This window comes from Kitasatospora sp. NPDC058965 (assembly GCF_042741245.1).
GTDB lineage: Bacteria > Actinomycetota > Actinomycetes > Streptomycetales > Streptomycetaceae > Kitasatospora.
Genome location: NZ_JBHYKG010000383.1, coordinates 1 through 4,954, shown reverse-complemented (window position 1 = coordinate 4,954; position 4,954 = coordinate 1). Strand labels below are relative to the sequence as shown.

At 72.7% G+C, this 4,954-nt stretch carries 3 protein-coding genes; all 3 read left to right on the top strand.

What is annotated here, in order from left to right:
• The first annotated feature begins 132 nt into the window (after nucleotides 1-132).
• A complete protein-coding gene (gene pta / locus ACFW1A_RS36255) occupies nucleotides 133-2,268 on the top strand; it encodes a phosphate acetyltransferase (protein ID WP_380417093.1) in 2,136 nt (711 codons plus the stop codon).
• A complete protein-coding gene (locus ACFW1A_RS36250; RefSeq protein ID WP_380417090.1) occupies nucleotides 2,265-3,476 on the top strand; it encodes an acetate kinase in 1,212 nt (403 codons plus the stop codon). Before pta ends, ACFW1A_RS36250 begins: the two co-directional genes overlap by 4 nt.
• A 60-nt stretch (nucleotides 3,477-3,536) precedes the next feature.
• A partial coding sequence (pyk, locus tag ACFW1A_RS36245; RefSeq protein ID WP_380417087.1) for a pyruvate kinase occupies nucleotides 3,537-4,954 on the top strand: 1,418 nt, incomplete at its 3' end.

Genomic DNA, 4,954 nt, shown 5'->3' with positions numbered 1-4,954 from the left:
GGTCCCCCCCCCCCCCCCCCCCGCGCCCCCCCCCGCGGGGCCCCCCCCGCGCCCCGGCTGCGAAGGTAGGGTCGTGGCGAGATCCGGCCCCGCGCGGGCCCTGGGGAGCAGGCGGCGAACGGAGTGGGCGGCGTGGCGCGCAGCGTGTACGTGACCGGGATCGACCGGGGGGACGGGCGGCAGGCGGTCGAGCTCGGGGTCATGGAACTGCTCACCCGCCAGGTGGACCGGGTCGGCGTGTTCCGCCCGCTGGTGCACGCCGGCGCCCCGGGCGAGCCCGGCTCCGACCACGTGGTGGAGCTGCTGCGGACCCGCTACCGGATCGACCTGCCGACCGCCGACCTGTACGGCCTCAGCTACGAGGAGGCCACCGCGCTGCAGGCCGCCCAGGGCCAGGACGAGCTGGTCTCCGCCCTGGTCGACCGGTTCCGCGCGCTGGAGCGCCGGTGCCAGGCGGTGCTGGTGCTGGGCACCGACTTCGCCGACACCAACATCCCGGACGAACTGGCCTTCAACGCCCGCCTCGCCAACGAGTTCGGCGCCTGGGTGCTGCCGGTGGTCGGCGGCCAGCACAAGGACCCGGGGGCGGTGGTCGCGGAGGTGCGCAACGCCTACCGGGCCTACTCCGACCTCGGCTGCTCCACCCTGGCGATGATCGCCAACCGGGTGGCGGCGGGCGCCAAGCAGCCGGTGCTGCGCGGGACGAACGGCAAGCTGCCGGTGCCGGTCTACGTGATCCCGGAGGAGCAGGCGCTGGCCGCGCCCACCGTCTCCCAGCTGGTCGAGGCCACCGGCGCCGAACTGCTGCTGGGCGACGCGGCCGGGCTGGCCCGGGACGTGCGCGGCTTCGTCTTCGGCGGCGCGATGCTGCCCACCTTCCTCGGCGCGCTGACCGAGGGCGCCCTGGTGGTGACCCCCGGGGACCGGGCCGACCTGCTGATCGGCTCGCTGGCCGCGCACGCGGCCGGCGCCCCGCCGATCGCCGGCGTGCTGCTGACGCTCGATCAGCACCCGGGCGCGGACGTGCTGGCGCTGGCCGCGCGGCTGGCCCCCGGCACCCCGGTGGCGGTGGTCGGCGAGGGCAGCTGGCCCACCGCGGCGGCGCTCACCCACGTGGAGGGCCGGCTCACCACCGCCAGTCCGCGCAAGGCCGAGATCGCGCTGGGCCTGTTCGAACTGCACGTCGACACGGTCGAGCTGACCGACCGGATCGAGCTGAGCCGCTCCGACCGGGTGACCCCGATGATGTTCGAGCACGAGCTGCTGGAGCGGGCCAGGGGCGCCCGGCGGCACGTGGTGCTGCCGGAGGGCACCGAGGAGCGGGTGCTGCGGGCCGCCGAGATCCTGCTGCGCCGCAACGTCTGCGACCTGACCCTGCTCGGCGAGGTGGACGCGGTGCGCCGCAGGGCGGCGGCCCTGGGCATCGTGCTGCCCACCGACGGCGCCGCCGACCGGGCCCAGCTGCGCCTCGTGGACCCGGCCACCTCCCCGCTGCGCCAGCGCTTCGCCGAGCTCTACGCCGAACTGCGCGCGCACAAGGGCATGACCGTCGAGCTGGCGCTCGACCTGGTCACCGACGTCAGCTACTTCGGCACCCTGATGGTCCAGGAGGGGATCGCCGACGGCATGGTCTCCGGCGCGGTGCACTCCACCGCCGCCACCATCCGCCCCGCCTTCGAGGTGATCAAGACCGCGCCGGGCGCGGCCATCGTCTCCTCGGTCTTCTTCATGTGCCTGGCCGACAAGGTGCTGGTGTACGGCGACTGCGCGGTCAACCCGGACCCCGACGCCCAGCAGCTGGCCGACATCGCGATCCAGTCCGCCGAGACCGCCGCCCAGTTCGGTGTCGAGCCGCGGGTGGCGATGCTCTCGTACTCCACCGGCACCTCGGGCTCCGGGGTGGACGTGGACAAGGTGCGCAAGGCCACCGAACTGGTCCGGGCGGCCCGCCCCGACCTGCTGGTGGAGGGCCCGATCCAGTACGACGCCGCGGTGGACGCGCACGTGGCCGCCACCAAGCTGCCCGGCTCCCCGGTGGCCGGCCGGGCCACCGTGCTGGTCTTCCCCGACCTGAACACCGGCAACAACACCTACAAGGCGGTGCAGCGCTCGGCCGGCGCGGTGGCGGTCGGCCCGGTGCTGCAGGGCCTGCGCAAGCCGGTCAACGACCTGTCCCGCGGCGCGCTGGTGCAGGACATCGTCAACACGGTGGCGATCACCGCGATCCAGTCCCAGAACCAGCCCGACCCGCAGGAGGCGGCCCGATGACCGAGGCGACCCGGGTCCTGGTGCTCAACGCCGGCTCCTCGTCGGTCAAGTACCAGCTGATCGACATGCTGGACGGGTCCCGCGCGGCCGCCGGCCTGGTCGAGCGGATCGGCGAGCACACCGGCCGCCTGGTGCACACCCCGCGCGGCGGCGACCGGCGCGAGTCGGTCCAGGTCTTCGCCGACCACGCGGCCGCCCTCAAGGCGATGGCCGCGGAGCTGGCCGCCGACGGCCTGGGCCTGGACTCGCCCGAGCTGGCCGTGATCGGCCACCGGGTGGTGCACGGCGGCCGGCGGTTCACCGCCCCGACGGTGATCACCGACGAGGTGCTCGGCGAGGTCCGCCGGCTGGTCCCGGTCGCCCCGCTGCACAACCCCGCCAACATCACCGGCATCGAGGTGGCCCGCGCGATGCGGCCCGACCTGCCGCAGGTCGCGGTCTTCGACACCGCCTTCCACACCACCATCCCCGAGCACGCCGCCCGCTACGCGATCGACACCGCGGTGGCCGACGAGCACCGGGTGCGCCGCTACGGCTTCCACGGCACCTCGCACCAGTACGTCTCACGGGCCACCGCCCGGCTGCTCGGGCGCGATCCGGCGGAGCTGAACGTCATCGTGCTGCACCTGGGCAACGGCGCCTCGGCCGCGGCGGTGGCCGGCGGGGTCTGCGTGGAGACCTCGATGGGCCTCACCCCGCTGGAGGGCCTGGTGATGGGCACCCGGTCGGGCGACGTGGACGCCGGGGTGATCTTCCACCTGCACCGGGTCGGCGGGCTCTCGGTGGACGAGATCGACGACCTGCTCAACCGGCGCAGCGGCCTGCTGGGGCTGGCCGGCGAGAACGACATGCGGGAGGTGCTGCGCCGCGCCGAGGAGCAGGACGACCCGGCCGCCCGGCTGGCCCTGGACGCCTACGTGCACCGGCTGCGCAAGTACCTGGGGGCCTACTACGCGGTGCTCGGCCGGGTGGACGCGATCGTCTTCACCGCGGGTGTGGGCGAGAACGCCGCGCCGGTGCGCGCCGCCGCGACCGCGGGTCTGGAGGAACTGGGCATCGCGGTCGATCCCGAGCTCAACTCGGTGCGTTCCAGCGAGGCCCGAGTGATTTCCGCGGAATACTCACGAGTAACCGTCGCGGTGGTACCGACCGACGAGGAGCTGGAGATCGCCCAACAGGCTTTCGCCCTCGTCCGTCCGAGTCATTGACCGGGAATAAGGGGTTTGCCCCAACCCCCGGGAATAACTCATACGGATAGGATCATCCATATGCGCCGAGCGAAAATTGTCTGCACCCTGGGTCCGGCCACGGACTCCTACGAACAGCTGAAGGCCATTGTCGAGGCGGGCATGAACGTCGCCCGCCTCAACATGAGCCACGGCTCCCACCCGGAGCACGAGGAGCGGTACCGCAAGGTCCGCCAGGTCTCCGAGGACACCGGCCGCGCCATCGGCGTGCTGGCCGACCTGCAGGGCCCCAAGATCCGACTGGCGACCTTCGCCAACGGACCGGTGACCGTTGACAACGGCGACACGTTCACCATCACCACCGAGGACGTCCCCGGTGACCAGTACATCTGCGGCACCACCTACAAGGGCCTGCCCGGCGACGTGAAGCCCGGCGACCCGATCCTGATCAACGACGGCGTCATCGCCCTGGAGGTCGTCAGCGTCGACGGCCCGCGGGTGAAGACCGTGGTGGTCGAGGGCGGTGTGCTCTCCAACAACAAGGGCATCAACCTGCCCGGCGCGGCCGTCAACGTCCCCGCCCTGTCCGAGAAGGACAAGGAGGACCTGCGCTTCGCGCTGCGCCTGGGCGTCGACATGGTCGCGCTGTCGTTCGTCCGCAACGCCGCGGACATCGACGACGTGCACAAGGTGATGGACGAGGTCGGCATCCGGGTGCCGGTCATCGCCAAGATCGAGAAGCCGCAGGCGGTCGAGGCGATGGAGGAGATCGTCCTCGCCTTCGACGCCATCATGGTGGCCCGCGGCGACCTCGCGGTGGAGTACCCGCTGGAGAAGGTCCCGCTGGTCCAGAAGCAGCTGATCACGCTGGCCCGGCGCAACGCCAAGCCGGTCATCGTCGCCACCCAGATGATGGAGTCGATGATCCACGCCTCCCGGCCGACCCGCGCCGAGGTCTCGGACGTGGCCAACGCCATCCTGGACGGCACCGACGCGGTGATGCTCTCCGCCGAGTCCAGCGTGGGCAAGTACCCGGTCGAGACGGTCCGGACGATGAGCCGGATCGCCGAGCAGGCCGAGCTCGAACTGCTCTCCCAGGGCCTGCAGCCGCTCAACCCGGGCCGCAAGCCGCGCACCCAGGGCGGCTCGGTCGCCCGCGCCGCCTGCGAGCTGGGCGACTTCCTCAACGCCCAGGCCCTGGTGGCGTTCACCAAGTCCGGCGACACCGCGCGCCGGCTGTCCCGGTACCGCTCGCCGATCCCGGTGATCGCCTTCACCCCGGACGCCTGCACCCGCAACCAGCTCGCGCTGAGCTGGGGCGTGGAGGCGTACGTGACCGAGCAGGTGGCCACCACCGACGAGATGGTCGGCCAGGTCGACCGCGAGCTGCTCAGCATGAAGCGGCTGGCCGAGGGCGAGACGGTGATCGTCACCGCCGGCTCGCCGCCCGGCGTGCCGGGCAACACCAACATGGTCCAGGTCCACCACCTGGGTTCGCG